The following is a 14158-nucleotide window of genomic DNA, read 5'->3' on the forward strand; positions in this document are numbered from 1 at the left end:
AGCCAGCGGGAAAAGAAGTAGAATCGCGATTCGGGATTCGGAATAACTAAACGAGGAGAAAGAAGCATGAGCAAAAGCCTGATTCAATTCATCATCGAAGAACAACGTCATATTCCCAACGCAAGCGGTGATTTCACCGGCCTGCTCAGCGACATCGTCTCCGCCTGTAAACAGATCGCACACGATGTGAACAAGGGCGCGCTGATCGGCGTGCTGGGTTCGGCGGGCAGCGAGAACGTGCAGGGCGAAACCCAGAAGAAGCTGGACATCATTACCAACGAGGTCTTCATCAAGGCCAACGAGTGGGGCGGCCACCTGGCAGCGATGGCTTCCGAAGAGATGGACGACATCTACGAGATCCCCAAGCAATATCCGCGTGGCAAATACCTGATCACCTTCGACCCGCTGGACGGCTCGTCCAACATCGACGTGAACATCTCCGTCGGCACCATCTTCTCCATCCTGCGCTGCCCGGAAGGCGTGACCAATCCGACCGCTGCCGACTTCATGCAACCCGGCACCAAACAAGTGTGCGCAGGCTATGCGCTGTACGGCCCCAACACCATGATGGTGCTGACCACCGGCCACGGCGTGAACGGCTTCACGCTGGACCGTGATGTCGGCGATTTCTTCCTGACGCACCCCAACATGCAGATTCCGGCGGACACGGCCGAGTTCGCCATCAACATGTCCAACCAGCGCTACTGGGAAGCACCGGTACAGCGTTATGTGGATGAGTGCATGAAAGGCAAGGACGGCGGTCGCGAGAAGAACTTCAACATGCGCTGGGTCGCATCCATGGTTGCGGAAGTACACCGCATCCTGACCCGTGGTGGCATCTTCATGTATCCGTTCGACACCAAGGATCCGGCCAAGGCCGGCAAGCTGCGCCTGATGTACGAAGCCAACCCGATGTCCTTTATCGTCGAGCAGGCTGGGGGCGTGAGTTCCACGGGCCGTGATCGCATCATGGAACTGAAGCCGGAAGGCCTGCACCAGCGCGTGCCGGTCATCCTGGGTTCCAAGAACGAGGTCGATCGCGTAGTCGGTTACCACAAAAGCGCATAATCCACGGGGACGCCCCCGCGATGTCGGGGGCGTTTTTCCGTCCGCAATCCGAGGGAAAGAAATGAGCAAACCACTGGTATCCATCATCATGGGCAGCGCCAATGACTGGGACATCATGCAGCAGGCTGCCCAGCAACTGAAAGATTTCGGCGTCGAATACGATGCGAGAGTCATCTCGGCACACCGATCACCGGATCTGTTGTTCGATTACATCAAGGATATAAGCGCACAAGGGGCGCAGTGTTTCATCGCCGGTGCCGGCGGTGCGGCACACCTGGCGGGCGTGATCGCCGGCAAGACCACGCTGCCGGTGTTGGGCGTGCCCATTCCGTCCAAATATCTCAAGGGTATGGACTCCCTGCTCTCCATCGTGCAGATGCCCAAGGGCATTCCGGTCGCAACCTTTGCAATCGGCGAGGCAGGGGCAGCAAACGCAGGCCTGTTCGCGGTCTCCATGCTGGCGCTGAACGACAAGAGCCTGGCACAGAAACTGGGCGACTATCGCAGGAAGCAGGCCGAACAGATCGCTGCAACTACCCTGCCCACTTTGTAATCGGGGAGAGCCATGTCTGCATTACTTGAATCCAACCTGCCCAGCCTGAAATTCCTGCATCGCGGCAAGGTGCGCGACCTGTACGAGGTGGACGCCGACCATCTGCTGATCGTGCAGACGGATCGCCTGTCCGCTTTTGATGCCATCCTGCCTACACCCATCCCCGGCAAGGGCGAGGTGCTGACGGCCGTATCCAATTTCTGGTTCAGGAAACTGGCACATGTCATTCCCAACCATCTTTCCGGCATTGATCCGGAAGCGGTGGTGAAGACGGAAGCGGAAAAGGCTCAGGTGCGCGGGCGTTCCTTCGTTACTAAGAAACTTAAACCGCTGCCCATCGAGGCTATCGTGCGCGGCTATCTGGTCGGTTCCGGCTGGAAGGATTACAAGAAGACCGGCGCGGTGTGCGGCATCCGCCTGCCGGATGGGCTGCAGGAAGCACAGAAATTGCCCGAGCCACTGTTCACGCCTTCCACCAAGGCGGCAGTTGGAGAACATGACGAGAACATCTCGTTTGAAGAAGCCAAAAGGCTGCTGGGCCCGGATCGCGCAGAGGAAGTCAGGAAAGCCACGCTTGCCTTGTATACCGAGGCAGCCGATTACGCGCTGACGCGGGGCATCATCATCGCCGACACCAAGTTCGAGTTCGGCACCGACGCATCGGGCAAGCTCTATCTTATCGACGAGGCATTAACGCCGGATTCCTCACGATTCTGGCCTGCCGACCAATACAATGTGGGCAGCAACCCGCCCAGTTTCGACAAGCAGTTCGTGCGCGACTGGCTGGAGGCTTCTGGCTGGGACAAGAAGCCGCCCGCGCCACCCGCGCCAGCAGACATCCTGCAAAAGACTGCTGAGAAATATCGCGAAGCGCAGCAGCGCCTTATTGGCGCATGACACAGCCAACCGATTTGATCGCGGGTTTCCACCGGTTCCGCGAACGACACTTTGCGGATGATGACGCCTTGTATCGTCAGCTTGTCCAGGAAGGGCAAACCCCGCGGTTTCTGGTCGTTGCATGCTGCGATTCCCGTGTGGATCCCGCTCTCGTGCTCGATTGCGAACCGGGCGATCTGTTTGTCATCCGCAATGTGGCGAACCTCGTCCCGCCGGCCGAGATGCGCAGCGGGGGGCGGCATGGCACCAGTGCGGCATTGGAATATGGCGTGCGCATTCTTAAAGTGGAGCACATCATCGTGCTTGGACATGCACACTGTGGCGGAATACGTTCGTTGATGAGCGGCGGTGCGGCCGGCGAGCAAGCGGCATACATCAATAGCTGGATGCGTGTGGCAGAGCAGGCGCAGGAAAAAGTTCGGCAAATGCTCACGGATGCCCCATTGCACGAGCAGGAGAGGGAATGCGAGAAACAGGCCATCCTGAGCTCGCTGGAAAATCTGATGACGTTCGAATGGATACGGGAGGCCGTTGATGCGGGGTCATTGACACTGCACGGCTGGTACTTCGATATCGAACTCGGGCAGTTGCTGGGATATGATGCAACCACCCGCCAGTTTGAAACGCTATAGCTATTTGCCGGTCAGCTCCTTGTAGCGCGCCTTATCGGTATCATAGCGCGCGTTCAGGGTGTCCTTTTCGGCATTGGCGTTCCCCAGTTCCTGCTGTAAATTCTCCAGGCGTTCCTGCGTTGACTGGATGTCGTCAAGCAGCGAAGGCGGAACCGCTTTTCCGGATTTTTTCCGCCCGTCGGCTTCTTTCTGCAAGCCCCCCAAACTATCGCTGGACATCCTGATTTGCGAGTTGATGCTGCTGATGCGCGCGTCCACCTGTTGCAGATTGCGTGAGCGGGCCAGATCGATTTCATTCACATTGCTGTAGGTATTGATCAGTGCCTTGTCATGGCGTTTTCGATCAATGGCGGCTTCTTTTTCAATACGTTCCTGTTTGTCCGCCTCTTCCTTGGCACGTCGCTCTTCGGCGGTGAGCACTTCCTGTTTTTTGACAACGCGCCCCTTCTCCAGTACGGCACGATCCTTGTTGGCGTATTGCGGCGGAATGGTTTCGCCATAATGGGTGACGCCATTGTCATCTACCCACTTGTACATCTTGGCCGAAGCGGGCAGGCAGAAAGTAAGGCCGGCGATAAGTGCGATGAGCAGTCTGGATTTAGTCATTTTTCACCCCATAACGATCACGATAAGATTGGACGGCAGCCAAATTCTGCACCATCTCGGCTTCGCCCTGCAAATAACCGAGCAAATCGTCCAGTGTGGCAATTGACACCACAGGGATGCCATAGTTTCGTTGTACCTCCTGCACGGCGGATAATTCGCCCTGTCCGCGTTCCATGCGATCCAGCGCGATGACCACTCCGCAAGGCGCTGCTCCGGCAGCGCGAATCAGTTCGATAGATTCGCGCACCGAGGTGCCGGCGGAGATCACATCGTCAATGATCAATACCCTGCCCTGCAATTTCGCACCCACGGTAGTGCCACCCTCGCCATGGTCTTTGGCCTCCTTGCGGTTGTAGCAATAAGGGATGTTCCGGCCTTGTTCGTCCAGCGCGATAGCGGTGCCGGCGGCCAGGGGGATGCCTTTGTAGGCGGGACCGAACAGCATGTCGAATGGCAAATCGGCGGCAAGGATCGCCTGGGCGTAAAACTGTGAAAGGTTGCGTAACGCGCTGCCGTCGTTGAACAGCCCGGCATTGAAAAAATACGGCGACATGCGCCCCGCCTTGGTTTGAAACTCACCGAAGCGCAGTACTTGCTGGCGTACGGCAAAGCGTATGAAATCCTGCCTGAAATTGGACATGTTCATTGCAGAGGTCTGGTGGAAGACCGTCGCATTATAATGGCGTGAGTTCAACCATCGGAAATTTTCATGCGCATCATCACCATCAACTTGAACGGCATTCGTTCGGCAGCCGGAAAGGGATTCTATGAATGGCTGGCACAGCAGGATGCAGATATCGTTTGCCTGCAGGAGCTCAAGGCACAGGAAGCGGACATGACGGCCCAAATGATGGCGCCGTCCGGGTTTCATGGGCACTTCCATTACGCCGAAAAAAAAGGTTATAGCGGCGTTGGCATCTACAGCCGGGTACGGCCGTCCCAGATCACCAGCGGATTGGGCATTGCCGAGTTTGACGCCGAGGGGCGATATCTGTGTGCAGAATTTTCCGAATACAGCGTCGTCTCGCTGTATCTTCCTTCAGGTTCCAGCGGAGAAGAGCGGCAGGCCGTGAAATTCAGGTTCATGGCGGCATTCATGCCCCGGTTGCAGGAATTACGCGCCAGTGGACGCGAGGTGGTGATCTGTGGCGACTGGAACATCGCCCATACCGAGAAGGACCTCAAGAACTGGCGTGGCAACAAAAAGAACTCCGGCTTCCTGCCGGAAGAGCGCGCATGGCTCACCGAGTTGTTCGAGAAGGTCGGCTTCGTCGACGTGTTCCGGAAAGTACACCCCGAACTCGAAGCCTATACATGGTGGTCGAACCGCGGGCAGGCGTGGGCGAAGGATGTCGGTTGGCGCATCGATTACCAGATCGCCACACCGGGTATCGCACAGCGCGCACTGGCAGCCAGCATCTACAAGGCACAGCGATTTTCAGATCATGCGCCCCTGATTGTCGATTATGCGGGCTAGCTTTGCGACCAAGGCAGTCCGGCTACGCACCAGCCGTTGATCGTGCAACGCCGGCCCTCGGTGTTCTTGGTGCCTTCAAAACCTTCGAGGATGTTGTAACAATCGTTGAATCCGGCCTGTGTCGCCGCAATGGCGGCCATGTGTGAGCGTTGCGCGGAGCGGCACAGGAATAACACCAGCGATTCCCTGTCCACCTGTTGCTCCAGTTGCACCATGAAATTGGGGTTGCGCTGCATGCCCGGATAGAACGCCCATTCGATCTCGATCGCGCCGGGTACTTTACCGACCCAGTCGATCTCGGCGCGGGTGCGCACGTCGACCAATGCGGCACCCGGAGCGGAATGTAATATCTCATAGGCCTCACCGGGCAGAAGCGCTCCTTCGTAGGGCAGCCCGGCTTCTCTGGCACGTAGCTGCGCGGTTTGCAGGATGGCAGTGATTTTTCCCATGGCAGTTCTCTCTGTTGCGCCGATAGTTAACGGATCGGATGCGGATGCTATGCTACCCGGCCGGTTGCTTTCATCGTCCAGTCGGCGGAAGTGGAATCGGCCACGCAGGTGTAGAATCAATACCGCATCACGGACAAATACTAGCGCAATCGACATGGAAAAGCACACGCACACACATCGGCTGCAAGATGATTTTGACACTTCTGAACCGGTGAATCCGGAGCGCTTTGCCGCCGCAAAGAAAAGCACGTGGGTCAGTATCGTGATCAACCTGATATTGACGATCTTCCAGGTGGTGGGCGGATTCCTGTCGCACTCGCAGGCCTTGATGGCGGACGGCCTGCACTCACTGTCGGATCTGCTTTCCGATGTGCTGGTGCTTTATGCCAATCGCAGCAGCAATCGACATGCCGACGCCAATCATCCTTATGGCCATGCTCGCGTGGAGACGGCCGCCACGCTGATATTGGGGGCGTTCCTGGCAGTGCTTGGCATCGGTCTGCTGGTGACCGCTGCATTGCGCCTGCAACAACCGGCTGCCTTGCAGGCCGTGAATCCGATGGCGCTTGCCGTGGCGGTCATCGCTTTGATCGCCAAGGAAGGCATGTTCCGATACATGCTGGCAGTGGCCAAGCGGGTGCGTTCGCAGATGCTGGTCGCCAATGCGTGGCACGCACGGTCCGATGCGGCATCGTCGCTTGTAGTCGTAGTCGGCGTGACGGGCAATCTGCTGGGCTATACCTTTTTCGACCTGCTCGCGGCGGCGGTGGTGGGCGTGATGATCGCGCACATGGGAGGCAAACTGGCGCTGGAAGCGATGGCAGAACTGATCGATACCGGCCTGGATGAAGAAGAGGTGGAGGCGATACGCGTAACCTTGCGCAAAACGCCCGGCGTCTGCGGTCTGCACGAACTGCGCACGCGCAAGATGGCTGACAATGCCCTGGTTGACGCACACATAATGGTCGATCCCAAGATCAGCGTCTCCGAGGGGCATTACATCGCCGAGGCGGCGCGGCAGGCAGTATTGCGCAACCATCATGTGCTGGATGTGATGATACACATCGATCCCGAGGATGACCGCAAGGTAAAACCGAATGCGCACCTGCCCAGTCGCTCGGTATTGCTGGATCATCTGGTATCAAGGCTCGGCGAGACTTCGATAAAAGACAATCGCGTGATTTTCCATTATCTGGATGGCAAGATAGACGCTGAGATCTATCTTCCGGCCACGCAGCAGCACGCCGACCAGGCCGATTTGCTTCAGGCGCGTTGCGACGAGATAGCGCAGAACGACGAATGGTTTCGTGCCATCCACGTCCATCGCAACCATGCACCGAATTAGTGCAAAAGGAATTCAGGGCGCACGTGTTTGGTGCAAATAATTTGTGTGTGGCGGCGCGGGCTTATGGCACAATGCCCACCATGTCGTGACATGGCGTGCCAGATAACTCTGGCATGCTTTCTGCATATAAAGTTTCCGGTTTTTTTGTTTATTCGCTGTTTAACCTAAATTGTTTGGGAGAGAGTTATGTCGATGTCGGCAAATGATGTTTTGAAGATGATCAAGGATCACGATGTCAAGTTCGTGGATTTGCGTTTTACTGACACACGCGGCAAGGAGCAGCATGTAGGTGTGCCAGCCAAATATGTTGGCATGGACAAGTTCGAGGATGGTCATGCATTCGACGGATCGTCCATCGCCGGCTGGAAAGGCATCCAGGCTTCCGACATGTTGCTGATGCCGGACCCGTCTACCGCCTACCTTGATCCGTTCATGGACGAGAACACACTGGTCATCACCTGCGACGTGATCGAGCCGACCGATGGCAAAGGCTATGATCGCGATCCGCGCTCGATCGCCAAGCGTGCCGAAGCTTACCTCAAGTCGAGCGGCGTGGGTGACACCGCCTTCTTCGGACCTGAGCCCGAGTTTTTCATCTTTGATTCTGTGAACTGGACGGTGGACATGTCCGGTTGCACGTTGCGCGTAAATTCGGAAGAGGCAGCCTGGGCGACCGGCGAAAAATTCGAAGGCGGCAATACCGGCCATCGCCCGACCGTAAAGGGCGGTTACTTCCCGGTTCCTCCCGTTGACAGCCTGAACGACATCCGCGCCGCGATGTGTCTGGCGCTGGAAGACATCGGTATCGAAGTCGAAGTGCACCACCACGAAGTGGCGACTGCCGGCCAATGCGAGATCGGCACCAAGTTCAACACGCTGGTGCGCCGCGCCGACCAGACCCAGGCCTTGAAGTACATCGTGCACAACGTCGCACACCAGTACGGCAAGACTGCGACCTTCATGCCCAAGCCCATCGTTGGCGACAACGGTTCCGGCATGCACGTGCACCAGTCGATCTGGAAGGACGGCAAGAACACCTTTGCCGGCAACGGTTATGCCGGCCTGTCCGAGACTGCCCTGTACTACATCGGCGGTATCATCAAGCACGCCAAGGCACTGAACGCGATCTGCAACCCGGGCACCAACAGCTACAAGCGTCTGGTTCCGCACTATGAAGCGCCGGTGAAGATGGCCTACTCCGCCAAGAACCGTTCCGCTTCCATCCGCATCCCGCACGTTGCCAGCGACAAGGCGCGCCGCGTGGAGGCCCGCTTCCCGGATCCGACTGCGAACCCGTACCTGTGCTTCTCCGCGTTGCTGATGGCCGGCCTGGACGGTATCCAGAACAAGATCCACCCCGGCGATCCGGCAGACAAGAACCTGTACGACCTGCCTCCGGAAGAAGATGCAAAGATCCCGACCGTGGCAGTTGGTCTGGACGAAGCATTGGCTTGCCTGGACAAGGATCGCGAGTTCCTGACCCGTGGCGGTGTGTTCTCCAGCGATTTCATCGACGCTTTCATCGAATTGAAGATGGCCGAAGTGAACCGCATCCGCATGACCACGCACCCGGTCGAGTTCGATATGTATTACAGCATCTGATCATCGGCCCGAATCGGAACGTATCGGAAAACGGGGCGCAAGCCCCGTTTTTTGTTGCGACTTGAACTGTAAATGGTTTGTCTGTGTCAGATGCATGTCCTATACTTGCCGCGTCATTTCGAGGAAAGACGAACATGAAACTCCGATACCTGTTTGCCGTGCTATGCGCTTGCCCGATATTGGTGCAGGCAGAAATCTACAAGGCGGTCGATGCGGATGGACATGTCACTTATTCCAGCACGCCGATCAAGGGCGGCAAAAAGATCATTCTGGAACCGATCAATACAATGACGCCGCCGGGCCGGAAACATACGGCCGCTTCGCCGGAGGACTTCCCGAAGGTAGACGGGGAAACACAAAGAAATCGCGACGACACCCGGCGCAAGATACTCGAGGATGAACTGGCGACCGAAACGAAATTGCTCGAAGAAGCACGGCAGAACCTGAAGGAAGGCGAAGACAATCCGGAGGTCTACAGGGGGAAGGATGGAAAGACCTATCGCAACGTTGCGAAGTACGAAGAAAAGGTCAAGGCGTTAAGCGATCAGGTAGAGATACACCAGAAGAACATCGAAGCGCTCAACGCCGAACTGTCCAAGCTGAAATAACGCTCGCTCTGGCATGTTTTCTGCTGTATTGAGGATATATGCCTGACTTTCCCTACCTTACACTCGAACATCTCAAGACAGCCGTAATCCTGCTGGATGAGGAAGCGCGCATCTGTTACCTCAATCCTGCTGCGGAGGATCTGTTCGATGTGAGTGTCAAAAACCTGCTCACCCATCCGGTTCAGCAGGTATTCACCCATACCGAACAACTGGCCAGCGCGATACAGCAAGCGGTGCGCAACAACGCCAGTTTCATCGAACACGACCTGACACTGGGTACGCATACGCAAGGCAAGCTGCAGTTATGCTGTGCGGCCACCCCCCTGCAGTTTGCCAAACGTTATCTGCTGCTGGAATTCCATCCGATAGACCGCCCGTTGAAGCTGGCACGCGAAGAGCAGATGCTCGACCAGACACAGGCCAACCGGATGCTGTTGCGGAATCTGGCGCATGAGATCAAGAACCCGCTGGGTGGCATCCGCGGTGCGGCGCAACTGCTCGAACAGGAGCTGGAAAAACCCGCGCTGCGCGAATATACCCAGGTCATCGTGCAGGAAGCGGATCGCTTGCGCGCATTGACGGAGAACCTGCTGGCGCCACAGAATGTTTCGCATTACAGCGCGCTCAACATTCATGAGGTGCTGGAGCGGGTGCGCAGCGTGATGTTGGCGGAGATGCCGGAAAGCTTGAAATTCCGCCGCGACTATGACACCAGCCTGCCCGCGCTGGTCGGCGACAAAGAGCAATTGATCCAGGTCATGCTCAACATCGTACGCAATGCAGCCCAGGCGATGCAGGGCAAAGGGTTGATCATCCTGCGCACGCGCATCGCGCGGCAGGTAACCCTGATCAAGCGCCGCTACAAGCTTGCAGTGATGGTGCAGGTCATTGATGACGGGCCCGGCATCGCGGCCGAACTGCAGGACAAGATCTTCTATCCGCTGGTATCGGGCCGTGCGGATGGGCATGGGCTGGGGCTGACACTTGCGCAGGATTTCGTCAGCCAGCATAACGGCACGATAGAATTTGACAGCGAACCGGGGCGTACCTGTTTTACGGTAATGCTCCCGCTACCTTGAGGTGACTGACATGAAAGCTGTCTGGATCATAGACGATGACCGTTCCATCCGCTGGGTGCTGGAGAAGTCGCTGGCGCGCGAGAATATAGAGTTCAGGAGTTTTGCCTCGGCGGATGAGGCGTTGCGGGAACTGGACCGCAACCCCCCGCAAGTCGTGGTGAGTGACATTCGCATGCCGGGCAGCTCCGGCCTGGATTTCCTGCAGATATTGCACGAGCGGCATCCGCATGTCCCCGTCATTATCATGACCGCCTACTCCGACCTGGAAAGCGCCGTTTCCGCCTTTCAGGGGGGAGCCTTCGAGTACCTGCCCAAGCCGTTCGATGTCAACCATGCGCTCGAACTGATCCGGCGCGCGATCGATCAAAGCAAGCGCAAATCCGGCAGTGTCGAAGAAGTGGAAGTGGCTGCCGAGATCCTCGGCCAGGCGCCGGCGATGCAGGAAGTCTTTCGTGCCATCGGAAGGTTGTCGCAATCCAATGCCACGGTGTTGATCAACGGCGAATCCGGTACTGGCAAGGAACTGGTAGCCCGTGCGCTGCATCATCACAGCGCGCGGGCCGACAAACCTTTCATTGCGATCAACACCGCGGCCATTCCCAAGGATCTGCTCGAGTCCGAGCTGTTCGGCCACGAACGCGGCGCGTTCACCGGGGCGGCCGCAAGCCGACAGGGCCGCTTCGAACAGGCCGAGGGCGGCACGCTATTCCTCGACGAGATCGGCGACATGCCGTCCGATCTGCAGACGCGCCTGCTGCGCGTACTGTCGGACGGCAGCTATTACCGCGTCGGCGGTCAACAACCGATCCGGGCCAATGTGCGCATCATCACCGCCACGCACCAGAATCTCGACGAGCGCGTCAAGCAGGGCACATTCCGCGAAGACCTGTTCCATCGTCTCAATGTGATCCGTTTGCGCCTGCCTCCGCTGCGCGAACGGCGCGAGGACATTCCGTTGCTGGCAAAATATTTCCTGCAAAAGAGCGCGCGTGACCTGGCGGTGGAACAGAAGAGGCTGAGCGAAGAGGCATTGCGCTTTCTTTCCGCGCAGGACTTTCCCGGCAACGTGCGGCAACTGGAGAACCTGTGCCACTGGATCACCGTGATGACGCCCTCACAGGTCGTCGAGATCGCCGATCTGCCGCCGGAATGGCGCGCCGATTCTGCGGCCGACATGGTGGCTGCGGATGACTGGAGTGCGGCGCTGGCGCGGCATGCGGCTCAGGTGTTGCAACGAGGTGACGAACGCATCATGGATACGCTTGCCGCACAGTTCGAGCGCACCCTGATCCTGCAGGCGCTGCGTCATACCGGGGGGCGCAGGGTCGAGGCCGCAACCCTGCTCGGCATCGGGCGCAACACCCTGACGCGCAAGATACAGGAGCTGGGGCTGGACAATCAGGACGAATGACTCAGAGTCGTTCCAGCAGTCTTTCGTGTATGCCCTCGAAGCCGCCGTTGCTCATCACCAGGATGTGGTCGCCCGATCGCGCGGTTGCCGCGATGATCTCGACGAGCGCGCCGATGTCATCCTTCACCACAGCCTTGTCGCCCAGCGTCGCGAGCGCGCCGCGCGCATCCCAATCCAGGTTCCCGGCATAACAGAACGTCAGGTCGGCGTCCTGCAGGCTGCCGGGCAGCGCATCCTTCATCACGCCCAGCTTCATCGTGTTGGAACGGGGCTCGAGTACCGCGAGGATGCGTGCCGGCCCGACCTTGCGGCGCAGTCCGGCGACCGTGGTGGCGATGGCGGTCGGGTGGTGTGCGAAATCGTCGTACACGGTGATGCCGTTGACCGTTCCGCGCACCTCCATGCGGCGCTTCACGTTCCTGAACCCGGCCAGCGCCGCCAGCCCCTGTGCGACCGGCACGCCGGCGTGGCGCGCGGCAGCCAGCGCGGCCAGCGCGTTCATGCGATTGTGCTCGCCCATCAGCTCCCATTGCAGCGAACCCTGCACCTTGCCGTCGAAATAGACCGTGTCGTCTCCGTCAAGGCGCCAGCCTTTCTCATCCGCCATATTTTCCGCAGCCGGGTGAGGCACGCCAAAGAGCTCCACCGGCGTCCAGCAACCGCGTTTGATTACGCGTTGCAAGGATTCCTCTCGCCCGTTGCATACCACCAGCCCGTTCCCCGGCACGGTGCGCACCAGATGGTGGAACTGAGTCTCGATGGCGGCAAGATCGGGGAAGATGTCGGCATGATCGAACTCCAGATTGTTCAGTACCGCCGTGCGCGGACGGTAGTGCACGAACTTGGAGCGCTTGTCGAAGAACGCGGTGTCATATTCGTCCGCCTCGATCACGAAGAACGGCGACTCGGTGATGCGCGCCGAGATGCCGAAGTTCTGCGGCACACCGCCGATCAGGAAGCCGGGATTCAGCCCCGCATGTTCCACTATCCAGGCCAGCATCGAAGCGGTCGTGGTCTTGCCGTGAGTGCCCGCTACGCCCAGCACCCACTTGCCGCGCAATAATGTATCGGCCAGCCATTGCGGGCCTGATACATAGGGCAGGTTGCGGTTGAGTATCTCTTCCATCAGCGGATTGCCGCGCGACACCACATTGCCGATCACAAAAACATCTGGATTCAGCTCGAGCTGTTCCGCGCCCCAGCCTTCGATGAGCTCGATGCCCTGGGCTTCGAGCTGCGTGCTCATCGGCGGATAGACGTTGGCGTCGCAACCGGTGACGCGAAACCCGGACTGCTTGGCGATCGCCGCGATGCCGCCCATGAAAGTGCCGCAGATGCCGAGGATGTGGATATGTTTTTGTTTGCTCATTGTTCATTCCAGCTTCACCCTCTCCCCTTCCCCTCTCCCGCAAGCGGGAGAGGGTGCCCGACAGGGCGGGAGAGGGAAGGTTTTACGTCCTGAAAATAAAATACACCGCGCCCATCAGGCACAGCCCCGCCCAAAGAAAATCCAGCTTCAGCGGCTGGTTCATGTACATCACCGCGAACGGCACGAAGATCGTCAGCGTGATGACCTCCTGCATGATCTTCAGCTGGCCCAGGCTCAACTGCGTGTAGCCGATGCGGTTCGCCGGCACCTGAACCAGATACTCGAACAGCGCGATGCCCCAACTGATCAGCGCCGCCACATACCAGGGAGACGATGAGAGGTTCTTCAGGTGGCCGTACCACGCGAAGGTCATGAACAGATTGGACACGGCCAGCATCAGCGCCGTGACCAGCAACGGATTGGAGATCAGATTCATGTGCGTTTGGTGACAGGCCGCTTCTTGCTGACCTTGGCCAATCGCAAGAAGCCAGCCAATTCCTCCACCCAGCGCAAACGCTGCTCCGGCGTGAGCGCCTTGAACGCGCGCAGCCGTTCATCGCTCACGTAGTAAGTGCGGTCGCCAGGATCGAAAGGCTGCTTCATGCCGATTTGATCCTTTGAAGATGCGCCACATCAGAAAGATCGACGGGGCGGCCTACGGCACTTTTCAGCGCGATCAAATCGTCGATTGAAACCACCCTGATTGCCGTTCCAGCAATCTCAAACTCGACCGCGCGCCCTATCATCACGGCGAAATCGACCGGAGGAAACAGCAGCACATCAATCGTCACCCCGGCCAATTCCGGGGTGCGTAGCGCAAAAGCCTCAAGGTGACGCTGCGCATGCCAATCACGCAGCAACTCGATATTTCCCAACGACTCCAGCGGCACCGGAAGCACCGGCGTCAGCTTCAATTCTCTTGCTGTATCGATCAGCGCCGCAAGGTTGGCAGGATTCATCGCCACCGTGATATCCACATCCATCGTGGAACGCTCCACGCCATGCAATGAGACTGCCAACCCGCCTATCAGCAGGTAGTCCACTTTGTGGCGATCCAGCGCG

17 protein-coding genes are annotated in these 14158 nt (G+C 58.3%); 10 read left to right on the top strand and 7 right to left on the bottom strand.

Annotated elements, in window-relative coordinates; genetic code table 11:
• Positions 1-66: 66 nt before the first annotated feature.
• From IPM27_07605 to IPM27_07620, 4 genes are all read left to right on the top strand, one after another.
• Positions 67-1068, top strand: a complete 1002-nt coding sequence (locus IPM27_07605; protein MBK9161418.1) for a class 1 fructose-bisphosphatase — start codon at positions 67-69, stop codon at positions 1066-1068.
• A gap of 61 nt (positions 1069-1129) precedes the next feature.
• Entirely contained in the window at positions 1130-1621 is a 492-nt protein-coding gene (purE, locus tag IPM27_07610) for a 5-(carboxyamino)imidazole ribonucleotide mutase (protein MBK9161419.1), read from the top strand.
• 12 nt (positions 1622-1633) lie between these two features.
• Entirely contained in the window at positions 1634-2518 is an 885-nt protein-coding gene (locus IPM27_07615) for a phosphoribosylaminoimidazolesuccinocarboxamide synthase (GenBank protein MBK9161420.1), read from the top strand.
• On the top strand, positions 2515-3150 hold the full coding sequence (locus IPM27_07620) for a carbonic anhydrase (protein ID MBK9161421.1): 636 nt from the start codon (positions 2515-2517) through the stop codon (positions 3148-3150). The genes IPM27_07615 and IPM27_07620 overlap by 4 nt, the downstream gene beginning before the upstream one ends.
• Here IPM27_07620 and IPM27_07625 read toward each other — a convergent pair whose 3' ends face one another.
• The gene (locus IPM27_07625; protein ID MBK9161422.1) at positions 3151-3756 is read right to left on the bottom strand and encodes a DUF4124 domain-containing protein; all 606 of its coding nucleotides are present in this window, start codon (positions 3754-3756) and stop codon (positions 3151-3153) included.
• Positions 3749-4396 carry an orotate phosphoribosyltransferase gene (gene pyrE / locus IPM27_07630; GenBank protein MBK9161423.1) on the bottom strand — a complete coding sequence of 216 codons (648 nt, stop codon included), beginning with the start codon at positions 4394-4396 and terminating at the stop codon, positions 3749-3751. The genes IPM27_07625 and pyrE overlap by 8 nt, the downstream gene beginning before the upstream one ends.
• A 69-nt stretch (positions 4397-4465) precedes the next feature.
• On the opposite strand from pyrE, the gene xth reads away from it, so the two are divergent.
• Positions 4466-5233, top strand: a complete 768-nt coding sequence (gene xth, locus IPM27_07635; GenBank protein MBK9161424.1) for an exodeoxyribonuclease III — start codon at positions 4466-4468, stop codon at positions 5231-5233.
• Here the strand turns inward: xth and IPM27_07640 are convergent.
• Positions 5230-5682 (bottom strand): rhodanese-like domain-containing protein, encoded by a 453-nt coding sequence (locus tag IPM27_07640; GenBank protein MBK9161425.1) that lies wholly within the window; start codon positions 5680-5682, stop codon positions 5230-5232. The genes xth and IPM27_07640 overlap by 4 nt on opposite strands.
• A 154-nt stretch (positions 5683-5836) precedes the next feature.
• Here IPM27_07640 and IPM27_07645 point away from each other — a divergent pair, with 154 nt between their 5' ends.
• From IPM27_07645 to ntrC, 5 genes are all read left to right on the top strand, one after another.
• Positions 5837-7027 carry a cation transporter gene (locus IPM27_07645; GenBank protein ID MBK9161426.1) on the top strand — a complete coding sequence of 397 codons (1191 nt, stop codon included), beginning with the start codon at positions 5837-5839 and terminating at the stop codon, positions 7025-7027.
• Positions 7028-7213: 186 nt separating this feature from the next.
• Positions 7214-8629: a glutamate--ammonia ligase gene (gene glnA / locus IPM27_07650; protein MBK9161427.1), complete on the top strand. Its 1416-nt coding sequence runs from the start codon at positions 7214-7216 to the stop codon at positions 8627-8629.
• Positions 8630-8763: 134 nt separating this feature from the next.
• On the top strand, positions 8764-9237 hold the full coding sequence (locus IPM27_07655; GenBank protein MBK9161428.1) for a DUF4124 domain-containing protein: 474 nt from the start codon (positions 8764-8766) through the stop codon (positions 9235-9237).
• 38 nt (positions 9238-9275) lie between these two features.
• Entirely contained in the window at positions 9276-10316 is a 1041-nt protein-coding gene (locus IPM27_07660) for a PAS domain-containing protein (GenBank protein ID MBK9161429.1), read from the top strand.
• Position 10317: 1 nt separating this feature from the next.
• Positions 10318-11727, top strand: a complete 1410-nt coding sequence (gene ntrC, locus IPM27_07665) for a nitrogen regulation protein NR(I) (protein ID MBK9161430.1) — start codon at positions 10318-10320, stop codon at positions 11725-11727.
• 1 nt (position 11728) lies between these two features.
• Here the strand turns inward: ntrC and mpl are convergent, their stop codons facing one another.
• The 4 genes from mpl to IPM27_07685 all read right to left on the bottom strand — a co-directional run bounded on the left by mpl (position 11729) and on the right by IPM27_07685 (position 14139).
• Entirely contained in the window at positions 11729-13096 is a 1368-nt protein-coding gene (gene mpl / locus IPM27_07670; protein MBK9161431.1) for a UDP-N-acetylmuramate:L-alanyl-gamma-D-glutamyl-meso-diaminopimelate ligase, read from the bottom strand.
• A gap of 82 nt (positions 13097-13178) precedes the next feature.
• Entirely contained in the window at positions 13179-13532 is a 354-nt protein-coding gene (locus tag IPM27_07675; GenBank protein ID MBK9161432.1) for a DMT family protein, read from the bottom strand.
• Complete coding sequence (locus IPM27_07680; protein ID MBK9161433.1) at positions 13529-13699, bottom strand: hypothetical protein; 171 nt, start codon at positions 13697-13699, stop codon at positions 13529-13531. Before IPM27_07680 ends, IPM27_07675 begins: the two co-directional genes overlap by 4 nt.
• On the bottom strand, positions 13696-14139 hold the full coding sequence (locus IPM27_07685; GenBank protein ID MBK9161434.1) for a hypothetical protein: 444 nt from the start codon (positions 14137-14139) through the stop codon (positions 13696-13698). The genes IPM27_07680 and IPM27_07685 overlap by 4 nt, the downstream gene beginning before the upstream one ends.
• Positions 14140-14158: the final 19 nt, after the last annotated feature.

The sequence above is a fragment of the Nitrosomonadales bacterium genome, assembly GCA_016716325.1.
GTDB lineage: Bacteria > Pseudomonadota > Gammaproteobacteria > Burkholderiales > Gallionellaceae > Gallionella.

What these genes read in the sequence shown, in the direction of transcription:
- purE (MBK9161419.1), top strand. Translation starts at nt 1,130, where the DNA reads ATGAGCAAACCACTGGTATCCATCATCATGGGCAGCGCCAATGACTGG.
- IPM27_07645 (MBK9161426.1), top strand. Translation starts at nt 5,837, where the DNA reads ATGGAAAAGCACACGCACACACATCGGCTGCAAGATGATTTTGACACT.
- mpl (MBK9161431.1), bottom strand. Translation starts at nt 13,096, where the DNA reads ATGAGCAAACAAAAACATATCCACATCCTCGGCATCTGCGGCACTTTC.
- IPM27_07615 (MBK9161420.1), top strand. Translation starts at nt 1,634, where the DNA reads ATGTCTGCATTACTTGAATCCAACCTGCCCAGCCTGAAATTCCTGCAT.
- IPM27_07655 (MBK9161428.1), top strand. Translation starts at nt 8,764, where the DNA reads ATGAAACTCCGATACCTGTTTGCCGTGCTATGCGCTTGCCCGATATTG.
- glnA (MBK9161427.1), top strand. Translation starts at nt 7,214, where the DNA reads ATGTCGATGTCGGCAAATGATGTTTTGAAGATGATCAAGGATCACGAT.
- IPM27_07675 (MBK9161432.1), bottom strand. Translation starts at nt 13,532, where the DNA reads ATGAATCTGATCTCCAATCCGTTGCTGGTCACGGCGCTGATGCTGGCC.
- IPM27_07605 (MBK9161418.1), top strand. Translation starts at nt 67, where the DNA reads ATGAGCAAAAGCCTGATTCAATTCATCATCGAAGAACAACGTCATATT.
- IPM27_07660 (MBK9161429.1), top strand. Translation starts at nt 9,276, where the DNA reads ATGCCTGACTTTCCCTACCTTACACTCGAACATCTCAAGACAGCCGTA.
- IPM27_07680 (MBK9161433.1), bottom strand. Translation starts at nt 13,699, where the DNA reads ATGAAGCAGCCTTTCGATCCTGGCGACCGCACTTACTACGTGAGCGAT.
- xth (MBK9161424.1), top strand. Translation starts at nt 4,466, where the DNA reads ATGCGCATCATCACCATCAACTTGAACGGCATTCGTTCGGCAGCCGGA.
- IPM27_07640 (MBK9161425.1), bottom strand. Translation starts at nt 5,682, where the DNA reads ATGGGAAAAATCACTGCCATCCTGCAAACCGCGCAGCTACGTGCCAGA.
- pyrE (MBK9161423.1), bottom strand. Translation starts at nt 4,396, where the DNA reads ATGTCCAATTTCAGGCAGGATTTCATACGCTTTGCCGTACGCCAGCAA.
- IPM27_07620 (MBK9161421.1), top strand. Translation starts at nt 2,515, where the DNA reads ATGACACAGCCAACCGATTTGATCGCGGGTTTCCACCGGTTCCGCGAA.
- IPM27_07625 (MBK9161422.1), bottom strand. Translation starts at nt 3,756, where the DNA reads ATGACTAAATCCAGACTGCTCATCGCACTTATCGCCGGCCTTACTTTC.